General features: G+C 66.4%; 20 protein-coding genes and 1 tRNA gene. 16 read left to right on the top strand and 5 right to left on the bottom strand.

The window, feature by feature from the left end; all coding sequences use genetic code 11:
• Positions 1-52 precede the first annotated feature (52 nt).
• Positions 53-1,252, top strand: a complete 1,200-nt coding sequence (locus tag AC0Z2B_RS12520; protein ID WP_476296980.1) for an MFS transporter — start codon at positions 53-55, stop codon at positions 1,250-1,252.
• Between the two features lie 123 nt (positions 1,253-1,375).
• On the opposite strand, the gene AC0Z2B_RS12515 is transcribed toward AC0Z2B_RS12520, so the two are convergent.
• Both AC0Z2B_RS12515 and AC0Z2B_RS12510 read right to left on the bottom strand, forming a co-directional pair.
• A tRNA-Asn gene (locus AC0Z2B_RS12515) sits at positions 1,376-1,451 on the bottom strand.
• A 71-nt stretch (positions 1,452-1,522) separates the two neighbouring features.
• Positions 1,523-2,719 (bottom strand): amino acid aminotransferase, encoded by a 1,197-nt coding sequence (locus AC0Z2B_RS12510; RefSeq protein ID WP_416423163.1) that lies wholly within the window; start codon positions 2,717-2,719, stop codon positions 1,523-1,525.
• A 330-nt stretch (positions 2,720-3,049) separates the two neighbouring features.
• Between AC0Z2B_RS12510 and uvrB the strand changes: the two genes are divergently transcribed.
• Positions 3,050-5,065, top strand: coding sequence for an excinuclease ABC subunit UvrB (gene uvrB / locus AC0Z2B_RS12505; protein WP_416423164.1), 2,016 nt, complete (start codon positions 3,050-3,052; stop codon positions 5,063-5,065).
• A gap of 40 nt (positions 5,066-5,105) precedes the next feature.
• Here the strand turns inward: uvrB and AC0Z2B_RS12500 are convergent, their stop codons facing one another.
• Positions 5,106-5,423 (bottom strand): EscU/YscU/HrcU family type III secretion system export apparatus switch protein, encoded by a 318-nt coding sequence (locus AC0Z2B_RS12500; protein ID WP_473005863.1) that lies wholly within the window; start codon positions 5,421-5,423, stop codon positions 5,106-5,108.
• Positions 5,420-6,979 (bottom strand): flagellar hook-length control protein FliK, encoded by a 1,560-nt coding sequence (gene fliK, locus AC0Z2B_RS12495; RefSeq protein WP_476296978.1) that lies wholly within the window; start codon positions 6,977-6,979, stop codon positions 5,420-5,422. Before fliK ends, AC0Z2B_RS12500 begins: the two co-directional genes overlap by 4 nt.
• Positions 6,980-7,172: 193 nt before the next feature.
• On the opposite strand from fliK, the gene ccmA reads away from it, so the two are divergent.
• The 14 genes from ccmA (at position 7,173) to AC0Z2B_RS12425 (ending at position 22,203) form a co-directional block, all read left to right on the top strand.
• The gene (gene ccmA, locus AC0Z2B_RS12490; protein ID WP_476296976.1) at positions 7,173-7,805 is read left to right on the top strand and encodes a cytochrome c biogenesis heme-transporting ATPase CcmA; all 633 of its coding nucleotides are present in this window, start codon (positions 7,173-7,175) and stop codon (positions 7,803-7,805) included.
• The gene (gene ccmB / locus AC0Z2B_RS12485) at positions 7,802-8,473 is read left to right on the top strand and encodes a heme exporter protein CcmB (RefSeq protein WP_476296974.1); all 672 of its coding nucleotides are present in this window, start codon (positions 7,802-7,804) and stop codon (positions 8,471-8,473) included. Before ccmA ends, ccmB begins: the two co-directional genes overlap by 4 nt.
• Positions 8,474-8,532: 59 nt before the next feature.
• Positions 8,533-9,291 carry a heme ABC transporter permease gene (locus AC0Z2B_RS12480; protein ID WP_416423169.1) on the top strand — a complete coding sequence of 253 codons (759 nt, stop codon included), beginning with the start codon at positions 8,533-8,535 and terminating at the stop codon, positions 9,289-9,291.
• Positions 9,288-9,464: a heme exporter protein CcmD gene (gene ccmD, locus AC0Z2B_RS12475; RefSeq protein WP_416423170.1), complete on the top strand. Its 177-nt coding sequence runs from the start codon at positions 9,288-9,290 to the stop codon at positions 9,462-9,464. The genes AC0Z2B_RS12480 and ccmD overlap by 4 nt, the downstream gene beginning before the upstream one ends.
• Positions 9,461-9,928 (top strand): cytochrome c maturation protein CcmE, encoded by a 468-nt coding sequence (ccmE, locus tag AC0Z2B_RS12470; protein WP_416423171.1) that lies wholly within the window; start codon positions 9,461-9,463, stop codon positions 9,926-9,928. The genes ccmD and ccmE overlap by 4 nt, the downstream gene beginning before the upstream one ends.
• Before the next feature lie 4 nt (positions 9,929-9,932).
• Entirely contained in the window at positions 9,933-11,906 is a 1,974-nt protein-coding gene (locus AC0Z2B_RS12465; protein ID WP_476296972.1) for a heme lyase CcmF/NrfE family subunit, read from the top strand.
• Positions 11,903-12,439: a DsbE family thiol:disulfide interchange protein gene (locus AC0Z2B_RS12460; protein ID WP_416423173.1), complete on the top strand. Its 537-nt coding sequence runs from the start codon at positions 11,903-11,905 to the stop codon at positions 12,437-12,439. The genes AC0Z2B_RS12465 and AC0Z2B_RS12460 overlap by 4 nt, the downstream gene beginning before the upstream one ends.
• Positions 12,436-12,906, top strand: a complete 471-nt coding sequence (locus AC0Z2B_RS12455) for a cytochrome c-type biogenesis protein (protein WP_476296970.1) — start codon at positions 12,436-12,438, stop codon at positions 12,904-12,906. Before AC0Z2B_RS12460 ends, AC0Z2B_RS12455 begins: the two co-directional genes overlap by 4 nt.
• Entirely contained in the window at positions 12,903-14,105 is a 1,203-nt protein-coding gene (gene ccmI, locus AC0Z2B_RS12450; RefSeq protein ID WP_476296968.1) for a c-type cytochrome biogenesis protein CcmI, read from the top strand. The genes AC0Z2B_RS12455 and ccmI overlap by 4 nt, the downstream gene beginning before the upstream one ends.
• Positions 14,106-14,107: 2 nt before the next feature.
• Complete coding sequence (locus AC0Z2B_RS12445) at positions 14,108-14,515, top strand: hypothetical protein (protein WP_476296966.1); 408 nt, start codon at positions 14,108-14,110, stop codon at positions 14,513-14,515.
• A 493-nt stretch (positions 14,516-15,008) separates the two neighbouring features.
• A complete protein-coding gene (locus tag AC0Z2B_RS12440; protein WP_476296964.1) occupies positions 15,009-17,018 on the top strand; it encodes a DUF1302 domain-containing protein in 2,010 nt (669 codons plus the stop codon).
• A 12-nt stretch (positions 17,019-17,030) separates the two neighbouring features.
• Positions 17,031-18,398 carry a DUF1329 domain-containing protein gene (locus tag AC0Z2B_RS12435; protein ID WP_476296962.1) on the top strand — a complete coding sequence of 456 codons (1,368 nt, stop codon included), beginning with the start codon at positions 17,031-17,033 and terminating at the stop codon, positions 18,396-18,398.
• 422 nt (positions 18,399-18,820) lie between these two features.
• Entirely contained in the window at positions 18,821-19,807 is a 987-nt protein-coding gene (locus AC0Z2B_RS12430) for a YCF48-related protein (protein WP_473006827.1), read from the top strand.
• Positions 19,808-19,827: 20 nt separating this feature from the next.
• On the top strand, positions 19,828-22,203 hold the full coding sequence (locus tag AC0Z2B_RS12425; RefSeq protein WP_476297191.1) for an efflux RND transporter permease subunit: 2,376 nt from the start codon (positions 19,828-19,830) through the stop codon (positions 22,201-22,203).
• 97 nt (positions 22,204-22,300) lie between these two features.
• Here the strand turns inward: AC0Z2B_RS12425 and AC0Z2B_RS12420 are convergent, their stop codons facing one another.
• Complete coding sequence (locus tag AC0Z2B_RS12420; RefSeq protein ID WP_416423179.1) at positions 22,301-23,023, bottom strand: FadR/GntR family transcriptional regulator; 723 nt, start codon at positions 23,021-23,023, stop codon at positions 22,301-22,303.
• Positions 23,024-23,109: the final 86 nt, after the last annotated feature.

Genomic DNA, 23,109 nt, shown 5'->3' with positions numbered 1-23,109 from the left:
CCCTGCAGGCCTGGCTTGCAGGGCAACCCCTGGACGTTATTAAGGATGGGCTGTGTCCACATCAACGCAAATTCGTTTCACCGGCGACGAGCTGAAAATCGTCGCCATGGTCACCGTGCTGCTGTTCATCGGCTTGCTGGGCACCGACATTCACCTGTCCTCGCTGCCGGAAATCATGAGCGTCATGCAGGTGTCGCGTGCCACCTTGCAGGCCTCGATCTCGATCTTCCTGTTCGGCACTGGCGTGGGAGCGCTGGTGTACGGGCCGCTGAGCGACAAATACGGGCGCAAGCCGGTGATCCTCATCGGCATCGCCGTGGCCATCGCCGGCAACCTGTGGGCGGTGTATGCCGCCAAGGCTTCGGTGTTCCTGGCAGCCCGCTTTGTCCAGGGCATTGGCAGCGGGGTGTGCCTGGCGCTGTCGCGGGTGGTGCTGTCGGACATCGTCCAGGGCCCGCGCTACGCCATCGCCAGTTCCTACATCACCTTGTTCACGGGCCTGTCGTTCGTGCTCGGGCCCTTGCTGGGCAGCCTGGTGCAGGCCTGGTTCGGCTGGCGGGCCAACTTCGTGCTCATGGCCCTGTTGCTGGCGGTGATTTTCCTGGCCTACGGCCGTAGCCGGGAAACCAATACCCACAAGGACCCGTCCATCAGCGTGGCCGGCGTGTTCGCCAGCTACGCCGTGGTGCTGGGCGACGCGACCTTCCTGGCCACCACGGTCATGGCCGGCATCGGCATGACCTGCTTCGTGCTGTACACCAGCTCCAGCCCCTTCGTGCTGCAGCAGCGCTTCGGCTTCAGCGCCACCGACTACGGCTGGGCCACGGCCCTGGTGGGCAGCGGCCTGATCATCAGCCGCCTGGCGTTCCCCTGGCTGGTGCGCACCCTGGGCATGCACGCCGCCATGGCGGTGGGTTTTGCCATCACCCTGCTGTGCGGCGCGGCGCTGCTGATCGTGGCGCAACTGGGGCTCATGTCGGCGTGGGTGTTCCTGGCCTGCGTGGCGGGCATCTCGTTCAGCTACTCCTTCATCGTCCTGTGCGCCTCGGCGCTGGCGATCAACCGCTTCCCCACCCGGCGCGGGGCGGCGGGGGCGCTGTATTGCTGCTCGCAGATGGGGTTGGCGTTCGGCGTCAACAGCCTGGTGTCGGCGGCGGGGAATGACGTGGTGACGCTGCTGGGAGTGAGCTACGTGGTGCTTCCGGTGCTGGGGTTGGCCTTGTGCCTGCGGATGAGAACGGCGGCGGCCTGACCCGCAATAGCGGCAAACACAATCCCGTAGCAGCGGCCGCCAGGCCGCGTCCCAGGCGCCGCTACTCATTTCCAAACCCCAGAAACGACAAAGCCCCTCTAAAAGAGGGGCTTCGTTATGTTTTGGCTCCACGACCTGGACTCGAACCAGGGACCCAATGATTAACAGTCATTTGCTCTACCAACTGAGCTATCGCGGAATCTGGTGCCTATGTTACTGATTCAAAAGGAGAAGTCAACACCTTTTGTTAACTTCTCCCGCTGAACGGCATCACAGCACGGCAACGATCGCCTTGATCACGCGGTCGATGTTGCTCTGGTTCAGGGCTGCCACGCAGATGCGGCCGGTGTCCAGGGCGTAGATGCCGAAGTCGCTGCGCAGGCGCTGGGCCTGGGCGGCGGTCAGGCCCGAGTAGGAGAACATGCCGCGCTGCAGGCCGACGAAACCGAAGTCGCGGTTGGCGCCGGCGGCGGCCAGGCCTTCGACCATCTGGTTGCGCATGCCACGGATGCGCAGGCGCATCTCGGCCAGTTCGGCTTCCCACATGGCGCGCAGCTCAGGGCTGTTCAGCACGGTGGCGACGATCATGGCGCCGTGGGTAGGCGGGTTGGAGTAGTTGGTGCGGATCACGCGCTTGACCTGGGACAGCACGCGGGTGCTTTCTTCCTTGGACTCGGTGACGATCGACAGCGCGCCAACGCGTTCGCCGTACAGCGAGAACGACTTGGAGAACGAGCTGGAGACGAAGAAGGTCAGGCCCGACTCGGCGAACAGGCGCACGGCGGCGGCGTCTTCGTCGATGCCGTCGCCAAAGCCCTGGTAGGCCATGTCCAGGAACGGCACGTGGCCCTTGGCCTTGACGGTTTCCAGCACTTGCTTCCAGTCTTCGGGGGTCAGGTCGACGCCGGTCGGGTTGTGGCAGCAGGCGTGCAGCACGACAATGGAGCCGTTGGGCAGGGCGTTCAGATCTTCGAACAGGCCGGCACGGTTGACGCCATTGGTGGCGGCGTCGTAGTAGCGGTAGTTCTGCACCGGGAAGCCGGCGGTTTCGAACAGGGCGCGGTGGTTTTCCCAGCTTGGGTCGCTGATGGCGACGACGGCGTTGGGCGAGAGCTGCTTGAGGAAGTCGGCACCGATTTTCAGTGCGCCGGTGCCGCCAACGGCTTGCACGGTGACCACGCGGCCTTCGGCCAGCAGTGGCGACTGGGCGCCGAACAGCAGTTTCTGCACGGCCTGGTCGTAGGCGGCGATGCCGTCGATCGGCAGGTAGCCGCGGGCGGCGTGCTGGGCAACACGTGCGGTCTCGGCTTCGACGACGGCACGCAACAGGGGAATTCGCCCTTGTTCATCACTGTAAACGCCCACGCCCAAGTTGATCTTGTCGGTGCGGGTGTCAGCGTTGAACGCTTCGTTCAGGCCCAGGATAGGATCGCGGGGTGCCAATTCGACAGCAGAAAACAGGCTCATTTTTACCGTAGCTCTGATTGGAGGGTAATGGGGGTACACCGCTCCAAAAATGCACTAGAGCGGTGCACAAACGGGGAGTCAGTATAGAGATCCTTGCTTGCACCTGCGACAGCTTGATGCAGGTTTTCCGGCCCAATTTCGCTTTTTTTTTACACCGTTAGTCATTTCGATGTGGGCGCGGTCCAATAACCTTGTAGGCCTTATCTTGAAACTGACACCGCAAAACACCACTTGGGGTATAAGATACTGTCTATAAATACAGGCGTCGGTTGCCGCCCGTGATCGTTTTCGTCTGCAGGGCGCGTCCTGCCGATGACCAAGAGGTTCGCCATGTCCGAGTTCCAGCTCGTCACCCGTTTCCAGCCTGCCGGCGACCAGCCCGAGGCCATCCGCCTGATGGTGGAGGGCATCGAAGCCGGCCTTGCGCACCAGACCCTGCTCGGCGTGACGGGCTCGGGCAAGACCTTCAGCATCGCCAACGTGATCTCCCAGGTTCAGCGGCCGACCCTGGTGCTGGCGCCGAACAAGACCCTGGCGGCGCAGCTGTACGGCGAGTTCAAGGCGTTCTTCCCCAACAACGCCGTGGAGTATTTCGTTTCCTACTACGACTACTACCAGCCGGAAGCCTACGTGCCGTCGTCCGACACCTTCATCGAGAAGGACTCGTCGATCAACGACCACATCGAGCAGATGCGCCTGTCGGCCACCAAGGCCCTGCTGGAGCGCAAGGACGCCATCATCGTCACCACGGTGTCGTGCATCTACGGCCTGGGCAGCCCCGAGACCTACCTGAAAATGGTGCTGCACGTGGACCGCGGCGACAAGCTCGACCAGCGCGCGCTGCTGCGCCGCCTGGCCGACCTGCAGTACACCCGCAACGAGATGGATTTTGCCCGCGCCACCTTCCGGGTGCGCGGCGACGTGATTGACGTGTACCCAGCGGAGTCGGACCTGGAAGCCATTCGCATCGAGCTGTTCGACGACGAGGTGGAGAGCCTGTCGGCGTTCGACCCGCTCACCGGCGAGGTCATCCGCAAGCTGCCGCGCTTCACCTTTTACCCCAAGAGCCACTACGTGACCCCGCGCGAGACCTTGCTGGAGGCCATCGAAGGCATCAAGGAAGAGCTCAAGGAGCGTCTGGACTACCTGCGCGACACCAACAAGCTGGTGGAAGCCCAGCGCCTGGAGCAGCGCACCCGTTTCGACCTGGAGATGATGCTGGAGCTGGGCTACTGCAACGGCATCGAAAACTACTCGCGCTACCTGTCGGGCCGCCCGGCGGGCGCGCCGCCGCCCACTTTGTACGATTACCTGCCGCCCGATGCGCTGCTGGTGATCGACGAATCCCACGTCAGCGTTCCCCAGGTGGGCGCGATGTACAAGGGCGACCGTTCGCGCAAGGAAACCCTGGTGGAGTATGGCTTCCGCCTGCCGTCGGCGCTGGACAACCGGCCCATGCGCTTCGACGAGTGGGAAGGGGTGAGCCCGCAGACCATCTTCGTCTCGGCCACGCCGGGCAAGTATGAAGAAGAGCACGCCGGCCGGGTGATCGAGCAGGTGGTGCGCCCCACCGGCCTGGTGGACCCGCTGGTGGAAGTGCGGCCGGCGCTGACCCAGGTGGACGACCTGCTGTCGGAGATCCGCAAGCAGGTGGCCATCGAGGAGCGGGTGCTGGTGACGGTGCTGACCAAGCGCATGGCCGAGGACCTGACCGATTACCTGGCCGACCACGACGTGAAGGTGCGTTACCTGCACTCGGACATCGACACTGTGGAGCGGGTGGAGATCATTCGCGACCTGCGCCTGGGGACCTTCGATGTGCTGGTGGGTATCAACCTGCTGCGTGAAGGCCTGGACATGCCCGAGGTGTCGCTGGTGGCGATTCTCGACGCCGACAAGGAAGGTTTCCTGCGCTCTGACCGTTCGCTGATCCAGACCATCGGCCGCGCCGCGCGGAACCTCAACGGCCGGGCGATTCTGTACGCCGACCGCATGACCGGTTCCATGGAGCGCGCCATCGGCGAGACTGAGCGCCGGCGCGAGAAGCAGGTGGCCTTCAACGAAGCCAACGGCATTGTCCCCCAGGGGGTGGTCAAGGACGTCGCCGACATCATGGAAGGCGCCACCGTGCCCGGCTCGCGCAGCAAGAAACGCAAGGGCATGGCCAAGGCCGCCGAAGAAAACGCCAAGTACGAAAACGAGTTGCGCTCGCCCAGCGAGATCAACAAGCGTATTCGCCAGCTGGAAGAGAAGATGTACCAGTTGGCCCGCGACCTGGAGTTCGAGGCGGCGGCGCAGATGCGCGACGAGATTGGCAAGTTGCGCGAGCGGTTGTTGAACGTCTGAGCCGTGGTGCCTCGGGACGCGGCCGGCGGCCGCTGCTACGTTATCGGGGTGGGGTGATATCGCGTTCCACCGGGGCCGGGTTGGGGTCGAACCCCTGGGGGTACTTGCCCTTCAAGTTCCAGGCGAAGGCGATGATTTCGGCGATGGTGCGGTACAGCGCCTCGGGGATGCTGTCGCCCAGCTCCAGCCGCGCCAGCAGCTTCACCAGCTCGGCGTTCTCGTAGATCGGCACCTCGTATTCCCGGGCGATGGCCAGGATGGCCTCGGCCAGTTCATCGTCGCCCTTGGCGGTGAGGGTCGGGGCCTGTTGGCCGTCGTAGGTCAGGGCGATGGCCTGACGGGGGGCTTTGGCAGTCATGCGGTTTCATCCACCCAGCGTTGTTCCAGTTGCGTGCTCGGGCCCTGGGGCGGCATGCCCTGGTGGCATTGCAGGTCGCTGACGGCCAGGCCTGCGGCCAACAGCTGCTGGCGCAGGTTGCCCAGCTCGCTGTCGATCAGCCGTGCGGTGGCAGGCCACTGTGCCCACAGCTGGCTGCTGAGGCTGCCGCGCAACAGCTGCGCCTGGATCTGCAAGGGGCCCAGCGGGTCCAGGTCGAAGGCCAGGTCCACGCGCCACAAGGGGTCTTTGCTTTCCCGCTGCTCCTGGGGTTGCGCGGCCTGCTCCTGGGGTTCGTCCTCACGCTGCACGCGCACCTGCAGGGGCACGATGTCCTGCTGGTTGCGCATGGGGATTTCCAACTGCCAGGTGGTCAGCACCTTGCCGTCCTCGCTCATGCCACTCTGGGCCAGGCTCGACAGCTGGTGGCTCTGCAGCCGCGACACCGCCGCCGAGGCCAGGCGCAGCAAATTCTGCAAGTCGTTTTCACCGTCGGCGCCGCCCAGCAGCCGCGCGGGCAGGGGGAAGCTGCTGGTGTCGGGCTTGTCGCCGATCTGGCCGAGCGTGCCCAGCGCAGTGCGCACGTAGCCGGGCAGGGCGTTGGCCAGCGCCTTGGCGGCGTCGGCAGGGTTGAACGGGGCATTGCCCGGCAGGTTGGGCAGAATCTGCGCCACCAGGCGCAGCAGGCTGCTTTTCAGATCGTCGGGCTGGGCGCCGTTCTGCGGGGTCAGCAACTGCGCTTCCAGGAACAGGCCGCTGGCGTTCAGGGCCTGGGCCACGCCGCGGGCGTCGGTCAGTTGGCGAATGTCCGGCAGGCTGGCCAGCAGGCGGCTGGCGCTGGCGCGCAGGTCGTCACCCACCTCGCTGCTGTCGCCCAGGTTTTGCAGCGCCGCCAGCAGGCCTTCCAGCGAGCCCTGGCGGCTTTGCTGGGTTTGCAGCTGCTGGCTGACCGCCAGCTGCTCCAGCCGCCCGCCCAGGGGCAGGAAACTCAGGCTCTGGCTGCCTTGCACCTGGGCGCTGAGCAGGCTGCCCAGCCGCAGCGGCCCGGGGCTGTCGATTTCCAGGGTGCTGCCGGCCATGGCGGTGTTGAGCAGGGTGACCAGCGAGCGGTAATTGGCCGTCTGCGGCTGGAACTGGCTGCTCAGCACCTTGCCCTGCACCAGGGTGCCCACCGGCAATTGTTGGGTATCCAATTGAGTGAGGGTGCTGACGCTGCTGGCCTTGGCCTGCTGCACCGTGACCGCCAGATTGCCCGAGGCCAGCTGCGTGACCGTCACCTGGGCGCCCTGGGCCAGGGGTTGCTGGCTGGTGGCCTGCACGGTGGCCTTGTCGCCGTTGGCAGTGACCAGCGACAGCACCACCTGGAACGGCTGGCCGGCGCCACCCTTGCTCGACAGCACCTGGCCGCTGGCGCTATCGCCCACGTCCATCAGGCCGTCGAGCGAGGTCAGCAGCTTCAGCACGTCGCCGCTGCTGACGCTGGCGCGCAACGCGCTGGCCGACGGCAGTTGGGTGGGAAGGCTGGTGATATCAGTCATGGAGGCCTGGCCTGCGGAAATTGCCATGATGGCAGTGGGGGGCGATATGTATAATGCGGCACCAACTTCTTCGAAGCTTGTATACAGTGCACGTCGAACGCTTGCAAAAAGTACGCCGATGCCAGTTTAACGGCAACGGCGGCGCGCACTTGAACGGCGCCTGTACCCTTTATCCGATTGATAAGGTCTTCGTTTGATTCCTCATCTCCAAGCCCAGGCCCTGGCGTGCGAGCGTGACTGGCGGATGCTGTTCGAGCAGCTGGAGCTGGCCGTCGGCCCCGGCGACATGCTGCAGGTCAGCGGCCCCAACGGCAGCGGCAAGACCAGCCTGCTGCGCCTGCTTGCCGGTTTGATGCAACCTACTGCCGGCCAGGTGCTGCTGGGCGGCAAGCCATTGGCCGGGCAGGGCGCGGCGCTGGCGCGCATGCTGCTGTGGATCGGCCACGCGGCCGGCATCAAGGACGTGCTCAGCGCCGAGGAAAACCTTACCTGGCTGTGCGCGCTGCACCAGCCGGCCTCCCGCGCCGCCATCTGGGAAGCCCTGGCGGCAGTGGGCCTGCACGGTTTCGAAGACGTGCCATGCCACACCCTGTCGGCCGGCCAGCAGCGCCGCGTGGCCCTGGCGCGCCTGTACCTGCCGGCGCCGCCGCTGTGGATCCTCGACGAGCCCTTCACCGCCCTCGACAAGCACGGCGTGGCCCAGCTGGAGGCGCACCTGGCCGCCCACTGTGACAACGGCGGCATGGTCATCCTCACCACCCACCACACCCTGACGGTGATGCCGGCCGGCTACCGCGAGCTGGACCTGGGGCGGTGGGCAGCATGAGCGGCGTATTCCTGCAACTGCTCAAGCGCGAGGCGCGGCTGCTGGTGCGCCGGCCTGCCGAACTGATCAATCCGCTGGTATTCTTCGCCATAGTGATCGCCCTGTTTCCCCTGGCGGTAGGCCCGGAGGCGCAATTGTTGCGCACGCTGTCACCGGGGCTAGTCTGGGTAGCAGCGCTGTTGTCGGTGCTGCTGTCGCTCGATGGCCTGTTCCGCAGTGATTTCGAAGATGGCTCCCTGGAGCAGTGGGTGCTGTCGCCGCACCCGCTGCCGATGCTGGTGCTGGCCAAGGTGCTGGCCCACTGGGCGTTCTCCGGGCTGTCGCTGGTGTTGCTGTCACCCCTGCTGGCGCTGATGCTGGGCCTGCCGGTGGCGTGCCTGCCGGAGCTGCTGGCCTCGCTGTTGCTGGGCACCCCGGTGCTCAGCCTGCTGGGCGCGGTGGGTGCGGCGCTGACGGTGGGGCTCAAGCGCGGCGGCCTGTTGCTGGCGCTGGTGATCCTGCCTTTATACATACCGGTACTGATTCTCGGCAGTGGCGCCCTGCAGGCGGCCCTGCAAGGCATGCCGACCGCCGGCTACCTGCTTTGGCTGGGTAGCCTGACAGCCCTCGCTGTCACCCTCACACCCTTTGCGATAGCCGCTGGCCTGAAGATCAGCGTCGGCGAATAATGATGCCAGCCCCCATGAGGGCTGGCGAAGATTCAGGATGCACCGTGATGAATAGCAGCGTGATCAGTTGGACTTGGTTTCACAAACTCGGCTCGCCCAAATGGTTCTACGGAATCAGCGGGCGCCTGCTGCCGTGGTTGAGCATCGCCGCGGCGTTGCTGCTGGCCATTGGCGTGGTCTGGGGCCTGGCCTTCGCGCCGCCGGACTACCAGCAGGGCAACAGCTTCCGCATCATCTATATCCACGTGCCGGCGGCCATGCTGGCGCAGTCCTGCTACGTGATGATCGCCGTCGCCGGCCTGGTGGGGCTGGTGTGGAAGATGAAGATCGCCGACATCGCCCTGCAATGTGGCGCACGCATCGGCGCCTGGATGACGGCGTTGGCGCTGCTCACCGGTTCCATCTGGGGCAAGCCCACCTGGGGCACGTTCTGGGTGTGGGACGCACGCCTCACGTCGATGCTGATCCTGCTGTTCCTCTACGTGGGCCTGATTGCCCTGGGCCACGCCATCACCAACCGCGACAGCGCCGCCAAGGCCTGCGCGGTGCTGGCGCTGGTGGGCGTGGTCAATATCCCGATCATCAAGTACTCGGTGCAGTGGTGGAGCACCCTGCACCAGGGCGCCACCTTCAGCCTCACCGAAAAACCGGCCATGCCTGCGGAAATGTGGCTGCCGCTGCTATTCACCGCCCTGGGCTTCTACTGCTTCTTCGGCGCCGTGCTGCTGATGCGCATGCGCCTGGAAGTGCTCAAGCGCGAGGCACGCAGCAGCTGGGCCAAGGCCGAAGTGGCGCAGGCGCTGGAGGGTCGCGTATGAATTTCGCTTCATTCGGCGATTTTCTCGCCATGGGCCATCATGGTGCCTATGTGTGGTCGGCCTACGGCATCTGCCTGGTGGTGCTGGCCAACAACGTCGCCGCGCCGCTGCTGGCGCGCCGGCGCTATTTGCAGGAAGAGGCGCGCCGTCTGCGCCGGGAGAAAGGCAAGTGAATCCGCTGCGCAAGAAACGTCTGTTGATCATCGTCGGCCTGCTGGTGGGCCTGGGCGTGGCCGTGGGCCTGGCCCTGAGCGCGCTGCAACAGAACATCAACCTGTTCTACACCCCCACCCAGATCGCCAACGGCGAAGCGCCGGTGGACACCCGCATCCGCGCCGGCGGCATGGTGGAAAAGGGCTCGCTGGTGCGTTCGGCCGACTCGCTGGACGTGCGTTTCGTGGTCACCGACTTCAACAAGCACGTCACCATCACCTACCGCGGCATCCTGCCGGACCTGTTCCGCGAAGGGCAGGGCATCGTCGCCCTGGGTAAGCTGGACGCCAATGGCGTGGTGGTGGCCGACCAGATCCTGGCCAAGCACGACGAGAAATACATGCCGCCGGAAGTCACCAAGGCGTTGAAGGACAGCGGCCAGTCCGCTGCCGGCGCCCCGGCGCAGCCCGGCAAGGAAGGTTGAGACCATGATTCCCGAACTCGGCCACCTGGCCATGATTTTGGCCCTGTGCTTTGCCCTGGTGCAGGCCACCGTCCCCCTGTTTGGCGCCTGGCGCGGCGACCGCCAATGGATGGGCCTGGCCCAGCCAGCGGCCTGGGGGCAATTCTTCTTCCTGGCCTTTGCCTTTGGCAGCCTGACCCACAGCTTCATGACCGACGACTTTTCCGTCGGCTATGTCGCTAACAACTCCAACAGCGCCTTGCCCTGGTACTACAAGTTCAGCGCCGTGTGGGGCGCCCATGAAGGCTCGCTGCTGCTGTGGGCGCTGATCCTCGGCGGTTGGACCTTCGCCGTGTCGGTGTTCTCGCGCCAGTTGCCGCAGGTGATGCTGGCGCGGGTGCTGGCGGTGATGGGCATGATCAGCACCGGCTTCCTGCTGTTCCTGATCCTCACCTCCGACCCGTTCGCGCGCATCCTGCCGCAGGTGCCGGCCAACGGCGCCGACCTCAACCCGCTGCTGCAGGACCCCGGGCTGATCATCCACCCGCCCATGCTGTACATGGGCTACGTGGGCTTCTCGGTGGCCTTCGCCTTCGCCATCGCCGCCCTGCTCGGCGGCCGCCTGGACGCCGCCTGGGCGCGCTGGTCGCGGCCCTGGACCATCGTTGCCTGGAGCTTCCTGGGCTTCGGCATCACCCTGGGCTCCTGGTGGGCCTACTACGAATTGGGCTGGGGCGGCTGGTGGTTCTGGGACCCGGTGGAAAACGCCTCGTTCATGCCGTGGCTGGTGGGCACCGCGCTGATCCACTCGCTGGCGGTCACCGAGAAACGCGGGGTGTTCAAGAGTTGGACCGTGCTGTTGGCCATCGCCGCGTTCTCGCTGAGCCTGCTGGGGACCTTTCTGGTGCGTTCCGGCGTGCTGACCTCGGTGCACGCGTTCGCCTCGGACCCGGCGCGCGGGGTGTTCATTCTGATCTTCCTGCTGTGCGTGGTCGGCGGCTCGCTGACCCTGTTCGCCGTGCGTGCGCCGGTGGTCAAGAGCCACGTGGGCTTTGGCCTGTGGTCGCGCGAGACGCTGCTGCTGGGCAACAACCTGGTGCTGGTGGTGGCGGCCTCGATGATTTTGCTGGGCACCCTGTACCCGCTGGTGCTCGACGCCATCAGCGGCGCCAAGCTGTCGGTGGGCCCGCCGTACTTCAACGCGCTGTTCGTGCCGCTGATGGCCATCCTCATGGTGGTGATGGCGGTGGGCGTGCTGGTGCGCTGGAAGGACACGCCGCTGCAGTGGCTGCGCGGCATGCTCACCCCGGTGCTGATCGGCGCCGTGGTGCTGGCGCCGATCGGCGGCCTGCTGGTGGACAACTTCGACTGGGCCATCCTCACCGTGTTCGCCCTGGCCGCCTGGGTGCTGCTGGCCGGCGTGCGTGACCTGCTCGACAAGACCCGCCACAAAGGCCTGCTCAATGGCGCCCGCAGCCTGACCCGCAGCTACTGGGGCATGCACGTGGCGCACCTGGGCATTGCGGTGTGCGCCCTGGGCGTGGTGCTGTCCAGCAGCCACAGCGCCCAGCGCGACCTGCGCATGGCGCCCGGCGACGCCGTGGACCTGGCCGGCTACCACTTCATTTTCGACGGCGCGCAGCACTATCGCGGGCCGAACTTCACCTCTGACCGCGGCACCCTGCGCGTCAGCAAGGACGGCAAGGACGTGACCGTGTTGTACCCGGAAAAACGCCTGTACACCGTGCAGCAGTCGATGATGACCGAAGCCGGCATCGACGCAGGCTTCACCCGTGACCTCTACGTGGCCCTGGGCGAACCGCTGGAAAACGGCGCCTGGGCGGTGCGCGTGCACGTCAAGCCGTTCGTGCGCTGGATCTGGTTCGGCGGCCTGCTGACCGCCCTGGGTGGCGCGCTGGCGGCCATGGACCGGCGGTATCGGGTGAAAGTGCGCGCCAAGGTGCGTGATGTATTGGGTCTGGATGGAGCGGCCGCATGAAGCGCTGGATGTTGTTGGTGCCCCTGGCACTGTTTCTCGTGGTGGCGGTGTTCCTCTACCGCGGCCTGTACCTGGACCCTTCGGAACTGCCGTCGGCCATGATCGGCAAGCCGTTCCCGGCGTTCGCGCTGCCATCGGTACAGGATGGCAAGCCGCTGACCGAGGCTGACCTGAAAGGCAAGCCGGCACTCGTCAACGTCTGGGGCACCTGGTGCATTTCCTGCCGGGTCGAGCACCCGGTGCTGACCAAGCTGGCCCAGCAGGGGGTGGTGATCTACGGGGTCAACTACAAGGATGACAACGCCGCCGCGCTGAAGTGGCTGCAGGACTTCCACAACCCCTACCAGATCAATATCAACGACGAGCAGGGCGGCCTGGGCCTGAACCTGGGCGTGTACGGCGCGCCGGAGACCTTCCTCATCGACGCCAAGGGCGTGATCCGCTACAAGCACGTGGGCGTGATCGACGACACCGTGTGGCGCGAGCAGCTGGCCAGCCAGTACCAGGGCCTGGTCGACGAGGCCCGGCCATGAAGCGCTGGCTGGCCGCCGCCGGCCTGGCGCTGGGCCTGGCGGGCGTGGCCCAGGCGGCCATCGACACCTACCAGTTCGCCAACGACGCCGAGCGTGACCGTTACCGCGAGTTGACCCAGGAACTGCGCTGCCCCAAGTGCCAGAACCAGGACATCGCCGACTCCAACGCGCCCATCGCCGCCGACCTGCGCCGGGAAATCTTCCGCATGCTGGGCGAGGGCAAGGACAACCAGCAGATCATCGACTTCATGGTCGACCGCTACGGCGAGTTCGTGCGCTACAAGCCGGCGCTCACCGCCCGTACCTGGCTGCTGTGGTTCGGCCCCGGCGTGCTGCTGGTGGGTGGCGTGGGGGTGATCCTGCTGATCGTCCGTCGCCGCCGTGCCACCGGCACCGACGCTGAACCCGAACTGTCCCCCGAAGAGCGCGCGCGCCTCGCCACCTTGTTGGATAAAGAACACCCATGATTGATTTCTGGCTTGCCGTGGGCCTGCTGTTGCTGGTGGCCCTGGGCTTTTTGCTGATCCCCGTGGTGCGCGGCCGTCGCGCCCAGCAGGAAGAAGACCGTACCGCCCTGAACGTGGCCCTGTACCAGGAGCGCATCGCTGAACTTTCGGCGCAACAGGCCGAGGGCGTGCTCACTGCCGAACAGCTGGAGGCCGGCCGCGCCGAGGCCGCCCGCGAGCTGCTGGCCGACACCGAGGGGGCCGACGGCGCCCGCGTGTCGCGCCTGGGCCGGCCGCTGCCGCTGCTGGCGGCGCTGCTGGTGCCGGCATTGGGCCTGGGCCTGTACCTGCATTTTGGCTCCAGCGACAAGGTGGAGCTGACCCGCGAGTTCGCCACGCCGCCCACATCCATGGAACAGATGACCCAGCGCCTGGAGCGTGCGGTGGCCGCGCAGCCGGATTCGGCCCAGGGGCTGTTCTTCCTCGGCCGTACCTACATGTCGCAGAACCGTCCGGCGGACGCGGCGCGGCTGTTCCAGCGCACCCTGGCGGTGGCCGGGCGCGAGCCCGAAGTGCTGGGCCAGTTGGCCCAGGCCGAGTATTTCGCCAGCAACAAGAAGTGGTCGCCGGAGATCCAGGCGCTCACCGATGAAGCGCTGAAGGCCGACCCCAAGGAAGTCACCAGCCTGGGCCTGCGCGGCATCGCCGCCTTCGAGGGCCAGCGCTATCAGGAAGCCGTGGACTACTGGCAGCGCCTGCTGGTGCTGCTGCCGGCGGACGATCCGTCCCGCACCGCCCTGCAGGGTGGCATCCAGCGCGCCGCCGACAAGATCACCGCCGGCGGTGGCAGCGTGGCGGCGGCTCCGGTGGAGAAGGCCGCGGCGCTGCTCAAGGTGCACGTCGACCTGGGCGCCGAGCTGAAAACCAAGGTGCAGCCGGGCGACAGCGTGTTCATCTTCGCCCGCGCCGCCTCCGGGCCGCCGATGCCGCTGGCGGTGAAGCGCCTAACCGTGGCCGACTTGCCGGCCAGCGTCGAGCTCACGGATGGCGATGCAATGATGCCGCAGCTGAAACTGTCGAACTTTCCCGAGGTCCAACTTGTCGCGCGCATCTCCCGTGCCGGCCAGCCGACCAAGGGCGAGTGGGTCGGCCGCAGCCAGCCCCTGGCCAGCAGCACCACCGCGCCGCAAAACCTGACCATCGACAGCCCGGATCTCTGATCATGCACGCCATTGCCCGTGTTTCCCTGTTAACCCTGATCGCGGGCCTGAGCGCCTGCGCGGTGCAACACCCGCAGCCGCAGCCCAACGCCCCGACCATCCCGTCGCTGCCCCAGACCCGCCCGGCGCCGCAGCCTGGCCGGCCCCTGCCGGTGACCCCTGGCAACCCGGCCAGCAAGCCTGCGCCGCGTACCTCGGCCAGCTTCGCGCCGCCACCGGGCGGGGCCAGCCACTGGGAGCCGAAACTGGGCGTGTACGTGCTTGAAGGCCAGGCGGACACCTACTACCGCCAGCGCACCTACTACCGCTGGAATGGCGGCTGGACCTGGGCCACCAGCCTCGATGGCCCCTGGCAGGCCACCGACACCGGCGGCGTGCCACCCGGCCTGGGCCGCCTGCACGGCCAATAACACGCCACATTGGGCATACACCTTCCCGTAGCAGCGGCCAAAGGCCGCGTCCCCAGGCGCCGCGTCCTTCCAGCCACACCTCGTTGCCCCCAGACGCCGCCTGCGGCAGCTGCTACGCAGATCCCCGTAGCAGCGGCCAAAGGCCGCGTCCCCAAGCGCCGCGTTCTTCCAAGCACACCTCGTTGCCCCCAGACACCGCCTGCGGCAGCTGCTACGCAGATCCCCGTAGCAGCGGCCAAAGGCCGCGTCCTCAAGCACCGCGTTGTTCCAGGAAAACCCTGGATTTGTAGGAGGTTTTACCCCGCTGCGTAGGGTATTCCTGAAAATCCGCTCCCCGGCGCATTAGCGCTATCGCTCCCTCGTTACCCTTGGCACTCTGCCTCCCTGACCTTCATCTGCCGGTCAGCACCCGCCTTTTTTTCATACCTTGGGAAATGTCCTACGGATTGACCCTGCGGGTTCGGAAAACAATAAGATTTTCAGGGAGATCACCATGCGTAACCATGCAGTCGCGGTACCCCCAAGCCTGGCACCGGCACGCGCCGGCTACACCTTGGCGGGGCTTTTGCCGTTCCTGGCCTGCGTGCCCGCCGAGGCCGTGGAATTCAGTTTCCTGGAGGATGAAGTGCGCGGCTCGCTGGACACCACCCTGTCCTACGGGCAGCTGTGGCGGGTCCAGGGGCGGGACAAGGGCAACGATGACATCAACGCCAACGACGGCAATCGCAACTTCGACCCGGGGCTGGTTTCCTCGGTCTACAAGTTCACCAGTGAACTGGAAACCTCCTACAGGAACTACGGGCTGTTCCTGCGTGCCAGCGGCTTCTATGACAGCCGCATCATGGACGGCCACACCGACTACAACCGCAACAACAACCCGGTCCAGCCCAGCCAGAATTTCCCTGCTGACCGCCATTTCAGCCGCGCCACCCGCGACCACGCCGGCAGCAACGTGGAAATCCTCGACGCCTACGTGCGCGGCGACTGGGACGTGGCCGGCATGCCGGTGTCCGGGCGCCTGGGGCGGCAGGTGTTCAACTGGGGCGAGGGCATCTTCTACCGGGGCGGGGTAAACACCACCAACCCCATCGACGCCGCCAAGTTCCGCCTGCCCGGCTCGGAGCTCAAGGAAGTGCTGATGCCGGTGGAGGCCATCAACTTCAGCGTCGGCCTCACCGACAACCTGTCTGTGGAAAGCTTCTACCAGTTCAACTGGAAGGAAACCGCCATCGACCCAGTGGGCACCTACTTCGCCGAGACCGACCTGTTCGCCAAGGGCGGCCACACCGCCTACGCCGAAGTACCGGCGCTGCGCGCGGTCACCGGCCTGTACCAGGGGCTCAGCGCCCTGGGCGTTGGCGGCCTGCAGGGCGGCGGGGGCATCGACCGCTACGGCAACCTCAAGGCGGCCAGCATCGGCCCCGACATCAATGCCCGCAACGACGGCCAGTTCGGCGTGGCCTTCCGGTATACCGCCGAGCAGTTGAACAACACCGAGTTCGGCTTCTACTTCGTCAACTATCACAGCAAGGAGCCGACCATCCATGCCGACCTGGGGGCGTACAAGGGGCTGAACCTGACCCAGATCAAGGCTGCCGCGGCGCCGGCCATCCAGCAGCAGGTGGCGCAACAGATGGATATGTCCCGCGAGCAGCTGCAGGCAGCGATCGCCGCCAACCCTACCGGGCAAGTCGCCGCCGCCTACAACGCCGCCCTGACCCAGGCCGCCAACGGCGTCGCCACCCTCGACGTCGCCAACCAGGTGCGTGGCCGCCGCGAGTTCGCCGAGGACATCCGCATGTTCGGTGCAAGCTTCAACACCCGCCTGGGCGAGGCCGCGCTGTTCGGTGAATTCACCTACCGCCCCAACATGCCCATCGGCATGGCCTCCACCAGCGACCTGGTCGGCGACCTGCTGGCCCAGGCCGGCCCGCTGGCCGACGGCAAGACGGTGAACATCGGCGGCAAGCACGTGCGCCTGGGCGACGAGGTGCAGAGCAGCGAGCGGGTGCAGATGTTCAACGCCTCCCTCGGCACGCTCTACAGCTTCGGCCCGCGCTGGGGCTTCGATGGCATTAACGCCGTGGCCGAGGTGGCGTCCGAGCACCTGCGCGGCAGCAGCCTGCAGTACACCGCCTTCGACGGCAGCCGCCGCTACTACGCCAGCCGCGCCAACGCCGGCTACAGCGTTGGCTTCGGTCGCGACGCGCAGGTTACCCCGGACGCCTATGGCGCCACGCTCATGGTGATCGGCACCTGGAACAACCTGGTGGGCGGCGTCAACGTCTCGCCGTTCCTGACCTACAAGGACGATTTCAGCGGCAACTCGCACCTCACCGGCAACTTCATCGAGGGCCGCAAGGCCTACTCGGCGGGGCTACGGGCCAACTACCAGAACAGCCTGGAAGCCGAGCTGCAATACACCGAGTTCTACGGCGGCGGGCAGAAAAACGCCGTGCGCGACCGCGACAACATCGGTTTCAACGTCAAGTACTCGTTCTAAGGGAGAACCACCATGCTCACATTTTCGAGATGGCCAGGCGTGGCCGTGCTGCTCGCCTGTTTCGCCACCCCGGTGCTGGCGGCCGACCCCCAGGGCGGCGTGCAGCTGGGCGTGACCCTGACCCCGCTGGGCGCGCAAAAGGCCGGCAACGCCGCCGGCACCATTCCGCCGTGGACCGGCGGCCTGGTGGCCCCGCCTGCCGGCTACCCCGGCTCCGGCCACCCGCATGTCGACCCGTTCCCCGCCGACAAGCCGATGTTCACCATCACTGCCGCCAACCTGGCGCAGTACCGTGACCACCTCAGCCCCGGCCAGCTGGCGCTGTTCAAGACGTACCCCGACACGTTCCGCATGCCGGTGTACGTGAGCCGGCGCACTGGCGCCGCGCCCCAGTGGCTGTACGACAACACCCGCCACAACGCTGCCAACGCCGTGCTCGCGCCCGACGGCAACGGCTTCACCGGCGCCCAGGGCGGCATTCCGTTCCCCATCCCGGCCAGCGGCGTCGAGGCGCTGTGGAACCACGTTGCCCGTTACCGCGGCATTTACGTGGAGCGTCGCGCCGCCGAGGTGGCGGTGCAGCGCAACGGCAGCTACGTGCCCATCGTCGCCGAGCAGCAGGGCCTGTTCCGCTTCTACGACCCGCAGCCTGCGGCAGACACCAATGACAACATGCTGTTCTACTACCTGAACCAGATCCGCAGCCCGGCGCGCCTGGCCGGTGGCGTGGTGCTGGTGCACGAGCCCCTGGACCAGGTGCGCGAGCCGCGCCAGGCCTGGATCTACAACCCCGGCCAGCGCCGCGTGCGGCGTGCACCGAGCCTGGCCTACGACACCCCCATCAGCAGCGCCGACGGCCTGCGCACCGCCGACGACACGGACATGTTCAACGGTTCGCCCGACCGCTACGACTGGCACCTGGTGGGCAAGCAGGAGCTGTATATCCCCTACAACAACTACCGCCTGGGCCAGCGCGCGGTGAAATACGCCGACCTGATCAAGCCCGGCCACCTCAACCCCGAGTTCACCCGCTACGAGTTGCACCGCGTGTGGGTGGTGGAGGGCACCCTCAAGCCCGGCGCGCGGCACTTGTACGCCAAGCGCCGGCTGTACCTGGACGAAGACAGCTGGCAAGCCGCGGTGGTGGACCAGTACGACGGCCGTGGCGAGCTGTGGCGGGTGTCCATGGCCTACCTGAAGAACTTCTACGAGTTGCCCACCACCTGGTCGGCGCTGGACGTGTTCCATGACCTACAGGCGCGGCGCTACCACGTGCAGCACCTGGACAACGAGGAAGCCAGCACCGTGGACTTCAGCCGGCCGATACCTGCGGCGGCGGATTTCAGCCCGGCGGCGCTGCGGCGCATGGGTACGAGGTAATTAGGTACGAGGTAAATAGGTACTCGATAAAGAGGCACCCGATAACGGCGGATGATGGCCCGACATTCAGCCTTGCCTGCACAGCCCCGCCCGCTGCGGCTGGCGCCTGGCCCGGCAAGGCTCTGGCCTGCAGGTGCGGGGCCTTCTGCTAGGGTTGGGGAAGCGCCGTGCGGGCCGCCGGCGAATGAAAGAACACACCGCGCGCGTTGTCAGCCCGTTTCCGGGCTGGCTAGGATAGACCAGCTTTCGCGGGGCTCTGGCGTGCTGGTTTCAGCCAACCCCCACCCAGGCTGGTCAAATAACAATAATGGGAGTGCGCTATGAGCGAGCCGGTCAGGCGTGGTGGCAAGCACGCCACAGGGAAGGGCGCGTGGCGCCCATGGGTGGCATTGTCGATGGCCGTGGGGCTGGGGGTGGGCGGCATGGCGGGCATGGCCCGGGCTGCCGACCCCAGCGCGGATGCACAAGTGTGGTCGGTGGAGTCGGCCAAGGCCGTGCGCGGCCTGGTGCTGGACGTGGTCAGCGCCGGCAAGCGCCTGGTGGCCGTGGGCGACCGCGGCCACGTGCTGTACTCCGATGACCAGGGCGTGACCTGGGCCCAGGCCAAGGTGCCCAGCCGCCAGCTGCTGACGGCGGTGTTCTTCGTCGACCCCCAGCATGGCTGGGCCGTGGGCCATGACGCGCAGATCCTCGCCACCGCCGACGGCGGCGCCACCTGGACCAAGCAGTTCGAAGACCTCAAGCGCCAGGCGCCGCTGCTCGACCTGTGGTTCAAGGACACCAGCACCGGCTTCGCCATCGGCGCCTACGGCGCGCTGCTCACCACCACCGACGGCGGCCAGCACTGGCAGGACGTCAGCGACCGCGTCGACAACCCCGACCAATTCCACTTCAACGCCATCGGCGCGGTGAAGGACGCCGGCCTGTTCATCGTCGGCGAGCAGGGCAGCCTGTTCCGTTCCCGCGACTGGGGGCAAAGCTGGGAAAAGGTCCAGGGGCCCTACGAGGGCTCGCTGTTCGGCCTGCTGGCCACCGGCGAACCGCAGACCCTGCTGGTGTACGGCCTGCGCGGCAACCTGTTCCGCTCCACCGATTTCGGCGACACCTGGGCCAACGTGCCCCTGCAAGGCCCGCGCGGCCCGCTGGAGTTCGCCCTGTCGGGCGCCACGCGCCTGGACGACGGCACCCTGGTGCTGGTGGGCAACAGCGGCACGGTGCTGCGCAGCAAGGATGACGGCAAGACCTTCAGCCTGTTCAACCGCCCCGACCGCCTGTCGCTGTCGGCCGTTACCGGCGGTGCCGGCGGCACCCTGGTGGTGGCCGGGCAGGGCGGCGTGCGGGTCACCGCGGCCAACGGCGCCGACCTCGGCCAGCAACAGGCCAGCCTTCAGAAGGTGGGCCAACCATGACCGTCCGGGAGCAGATTTCCATGAGCAGCCACCACCAGGACAAGGCCACGTTCCTTGAACGCCTGATCTTCAACAACCGTCCTTCGGTCATCATCCTCTGCCTGCTCGCCAGCCTCTTCCTGTTCTGGCAAGCCACGCAGATCCGCCCCTCCACCAGCTTCGAGAAGATGATCCCGCTCAAGCACCCGTTCATCCAACGCATGCTCGAGCACCGCAACGACCTGGCCAACCTGGGCAACACCGTGCGCATCTCGGTGGAGGCGGTGAACGGCGATATCTTCAACAAGGACTACATGGAGACCCTGCGCCAGATCAACGACGAGGCGTTCTACATTCCCGGCGTCGACCGCTCGGGCATGAAGTCGTTGTGGAGCCCCAGCGTGCGCTGGACCGAGGTCACCGAGGAAGGCTTTGCCGGCGGCGAGGTGATTCCGCAGAGCTACAACGGCTCGGCCGACAGCCTCGAATTGCTGCGCAGCAACATCCTCAAGTCCGGCCAGGTGGGGCGCCTGGTGGCCAACGACTTCAAGTCGAGCATCGTCGAGATCCCGCTGCTGGAGTCCTACCCCGACCCCAACGACCAGGGCAAGCTGCTGAGCCTGGACTACCAGAAGTTTTCCCACAGCCTTGAGGAAAAGATCCGCGACAAATTCCAAGCGCAGAACCCCAACGTCAAGGTGCACATCGTCGGCTTCGCCAAGAAGGTCGGCGACCTGATCGACGGCCTGATCATGGTGGTGATGTTCTTCGGCGTCGCCTTCGTCATCACCCTGGTGCTGCTGTATTTCTTCACCAACTGCCTGCGCAGCACCATCGCCGTGCTCAGCACCACGCTGGTGGCGGTGGTCTGGCAGCTGGGGCTGATGCACGCCTTCGGCTTCGGCCTGGACCCGTATTCGATGCTGGTGCCATTCCTGATCTTCGCCATCGGCATCTCCCACGGCGTGCAGAAAATCAACGGCATCGCCCTGCAGTCCAGTGACGCCGACAACGCCCTGACCGCAGCGCGGCGCACCTTCCGCCAGCTGTTTTTGCCGGGCATGATCGCGATCCTGGCCGACGCCGTGGGCTTCATCACCCTGTTGATCATCGACATCGGCGTGATCCGCGAGCTGGCCATCGGCGCCTCGATCGGCGTGGCGGTGATCGTGTTCACCAACCTGATCCTGCTGCCGGTGGCGATTTCCTACGTGGGCATCAGCAAACGCGCCATCGAGCGCAGCAAGAAGGATGCGGTGCGCGAGCACCCGTTCTGGCGCGCGCTGGCGAACTTTGCCAGCCCGAAAGTGGCGCCGATTTCCGTGGCGCTGGCCGTGCTGGCCCTGGGCGGCGGCCTGTGGTACGGCCACAACCTGAAGATCGGCGACCTCGACCAGGGCGCCCCGGAGCTGCGCCCCGACTCGCGCTACAACCAGGACAACCAGTTCATCATCGACCACTACGCCACCAGCTCCGACGTGCTGGTGGTGATGGTGCAGACCGCCGCCGAAGGCTGCTCGCGCTACGAGACCATGCAGCCGATGGACGAGCTGATGTGGCAGCTGGACAACACCGCCGGGGTGCAGTCGACGGTGTCGCTGGTCACCGTGAGCAAGCAGGTGATCAAGGGCATGAACGAGGGCAACCTGAAGTGGGAAAGCCTGTCGCGCAACCCCGAGGTGCTCAACAGCTCGGTGGCCCGCGCCGACGGCCTGTACAACGGCAATTGCTCGCTGGCGCCGCTGCTGGTGTTCCTCAACGACCACAAGGCCGAGACCCTCGACCGCGCCGTGGCGGTGATCAAGCAGTTCGCCGCCAGCCATGACAGCGACGGCCTGCAGTTCCAGCTGGCGGCGGGCAATGCCGGCATCGAGGCGGCCACCAACGAGGTGATCAAGCAGGCCGAGCTGACCATCCTGATCCTGGTGTACATCTGCGTGGCGGTGATGTGCCTGATCACCTTCCGCTCGTTCGCCGCGACGCTGTGCATCGTGCTGCCGCTGGTGCTGACCTCGGTGCTGGGCAACGCGCTGATGGCGTTCATGGGCATCGGCGTCAAGGTCGCGACCCTGCCGGTGGTGGCGCTGGGGGTGGGCATCGGCGTGGACTACGGCATCTACATCTACAGCCGCCTGGAAAGCTTCCTGCGTGCCGGGCTGCCGCTGCAGGAAGCCTACTACCAGACGCTGAAATCCACCGGCAAGGCGGTGCTGTTCACCGGCCTGTGCCTGGCGATCGGCGTGTGTACCTGGATCTTCTCGGCCATCAAGTTCCAGGCCGACATGGGCCTGATGCTGACGTTCATGCTGCTGTGGAACATGTTTGGCGCGCTGTGGCTGCTGCCGGCGCTGGCGCGGTTCCTGATCAAGCCGGAGAAGATGGCGGGCAAGGCGGGCGGGTCGATATTCGCGCACTGACGCGGCCTGCGGCGGATGGCCGCCCCGCCGCTGCTACGACGGACCTCGCGTAGCAGCTGCCGCAGGCTGCGTCTGGGCGTTACGCGGTGGCAGGAGGTTACAGAGTCAACTCCGACCCCAACACCATCCCCAACGCATTGCGCGCATCATCCAGCTGCACCAGCGTCGCCTGCCGCGCTGCCAGGGCATCGCGGTTCTCGATGGCGGTCAGGATCGCCTTGTGCCGTGGCATCGCCAGTTCATGCAGGTTGGGCCGCTGGTTGGAATGCTTCAACGCCTCGCGCAGCGCCAGCGCCAGCATGTTGCACAGGTGCGCCAGCAGGTCGTTGTGGGTGGCTTCGGCAATGCGGCTGTGGAAGTCCAGGTCCGGCTGCAGCAAAGCCTCAGGCGTGGGCGCCGCTTCCATGCGCTGGTAGGCCTCGGCAATCGAGGCCACGTCTTCGGCCGTGGCATGCTGCGCCGCCAGGGCCGCCGCCGCCGGCTCGATGATCGCCCGCACGCTGGTCAGCAACGCGAAGAACTCGTTCTGCGGGCTGCTCTGCATCAGCCAGTGCAGCACGTCCGGGTCCAGCAGGTGCCACTCGCGCCGCGCCTTCACCACCGTGCCCACCCGCGGCTTGGAATACACCAGCCCCTTGGCCACCAGCACCCGCGTGGCCTCACGCAGCACCGGCCGGCTGACCGCATATTCCTCGCACAACAGCGCCTCGGCGGGCAGCTTGTCATCGGGCTTCAGCCGCCCGGAGACGATCTGCATGCCGATTTCCTGCACGATGCGCGCGTGCATGCTTTTGCGGTCGGAGGGTTTGCGGTAGTCCATGGGGGGCGGGGAGGTCCTGAGCGATGGTTGGCGCGATCATAGCATTCCCAAGGCGTATCGCCTCCCGTAGCAGCGGCCGCCAGGCC

Source organism: Pseudomonas sp. GYB4201 (assembly GCF_056312595.1).
The sequence above is the reverse complement of the archived record's forward strand: the minus strand, read 5'-3'. Positions and strand labels throughout refer to the sequence as shown.

Excerpts from the sequence above, each read along its gene's own strand:
- AC0Z2B_RS12510 (WP_416423163.1), bottom strand. The coding sequence starts at position 2,719 with ATGAGCCTGTTTTCTGCTGTCGAATTGGCACCCCGCGATCCTATCCTG.
- uvrB (WP_416423164.1), top strand. The coding sequence starts at position 3,050 with ATGTCCGAGTTCCAGCTCGTCACCCGTTTCCAGCCTGCCGGCGACCAG.
- AC0Z2B_RS12500 (WP_473005863.1), bottom strand. The coding sequence starts at position 5,423 with ATGACTGCCAAAGCCCCCCGTCAGGCCATCGCCCTGACCTACGACGGC.
- fliK (WP_476296978.1), bottom strand. The coding sequence starts at position 6,979 with ATGACTGATATCACCAGCCTTCCCACCCAACTGCCGTCGGCCAGCGCG.
- ccmB (WP_476296974.1), top strand. The coding sequence starts at position 7,802 with ATGAGCGGCGTATTCCTGCAACTGCTCAAGCGCGAGGCGCGGCTGCTG.
- ccmD (WP_416423170.1), top strand. The coding sequence starts at position 9,288 with ATGAATTTCGCTTCATTCGGCGATTTTCTCGCCATGGGCCATCATGGT.
- AC0Z2B_RS12465 (WP_476296972.1), top strand. The coding sequence starts at position 9,933 with ATGATTCCCGAACTCGGCCACCTGGCCATGATTTTGGCCCTGTGCTTT.
- AC0Z2B_RS12460 (WP_416423173.1), top strand. The coding sequence starts at position 11,903 with ATGAAGCGCTGGATGTTGTTGGTGCCCCTGGCACTGTTTCTCGTGGTG.
- AC0Z2B_RS12455 (WP_476296970.1), top strand. The coding sequence starts at position 12,436 with ATGAAGCGCTGGCTGGCCGCCGCCGGCCTGGCGCTGGGCCTGGCGGGC.
- ccmI (WP_476296968.1), top strand. The coding sequence starts at position 12,903 with ATGATTGATTTCTGGCTTGCCGTGGGCCTGCTGTTGCTGGTGGCCCTG.
- AC0Z2B_RS12445 (WP_476296966.1), top strand. The coding sequence starts at position 14,108 with ATGCACGCCATTGCCCGTGTTTCCCTGTTAACCCTGATCGCGGGCCTG.
- AC0Z2B_RS12440 (WP_476296964.1), top strand. The coding sequence starts at position 15,009 with ATGCGTAACCATGCAGTCGCGGTACCCCCAAGCCTGGCACCGGCACGC.
- AC0Z2B_RS12435 (WP_476296962.1), top strand. The coding sequence starts at position 17,031 with ATGCTCACATTTTCGAGATGGCCAGGCGTGGCCGTGCTGCTCGCCTGT.
- AC0Z2B_RS12430 (WP_473006827.1), top strand. The coding sequence starts at position 18,821 with ATGGCGGGCATGGCCCGGGCTGCCGACCCCAGCGCGGATGCACAAGTG.
- AC0Z2B_RS12425 (WP_476297191.1), top strand. The coding sequence starts at position 19,828 with ATGAGCAGCCACCACCAGGACAAGGCCACGTTCCTTGAACGCCTGATC.
- AC0Z2B_RS12420 (WP_416423179.1), bottom strand. The coding sequence starts at position 23,023 with ATGGACTACCGCAAACCCTCCGACCGCAAAAGCATGCACGCGCGCATC.